The 495-nt window shown below is 69.7% G+C and carries 1 protein-coding gene; it reads right to left on the bottom strand.

Annotated elements, in window-relative coordinates; genetic code table 11:
* On the bottom strand, positions 1–495 hold a 495-nt coding region (locus ACSNOB_RS31980; RefSeq protein WP_436691172.1), incomplete at both ends, for a replication initiator.

Here is a 495-nt window from a genome sequence, read left to right as displayed (position 1 = left end):
GCGTCACCTTCGGTGAGCCAGCCGGACCCGATGTAGGTGAGGGTGCCAACGGTGATGGTGTCGGCGGGTTCGTCGTCCTCTTCGCGGCGGTATGTGGCGCGGGTGTCGCGGAGCTGGCCGAAGGTGACGGAGTAGCGGCGGGCTTTGGTGAGGAAGTGGCCACCGAAGCCGAGCATGTGCGCCCAGCGGCGCAGCCCTGCGTAGGGGCGCGGTTTGGTGTCAAGGCTGTCTTGTCGGTCGTCGGCGGTTGCGGCGCCGCTGCTGGTGTCGGTGTGGGTGGGGCGGCCGAGGTGCCAGCAGGCGTCGATGAGGCGGGCGGTGTGGTCGCCTTCGGCATCGGCGTAGTCGTCGATGGTGGCCGGAGTGAGCCGGGTGGAGGAGTGGCCGGTGGCTTCGGTGGCCCTGGTGGCGTACTTGGCCAGGTAGGCGGCGACCTTGCCGTCGGTCAGCTCGCCCTCGCTTCGCCCTCGCTGCTGTTGATGCGTCGGACGTCGA

The sequence above is a fragment of the Micromonospora sp. URMC 106 genome, assembly GCF_051386395.1.
Lineage (GTDB): Bacteria > Actinomycetota > Actinomycetes > Mycobacteriales > Micromonosporaceae > Micromonospora.
The sequence above is the reverse complement of the archived record's forward strand: the minus strand, read 5'-3'. Positions and strand labels throughout refer to the sequence as shown.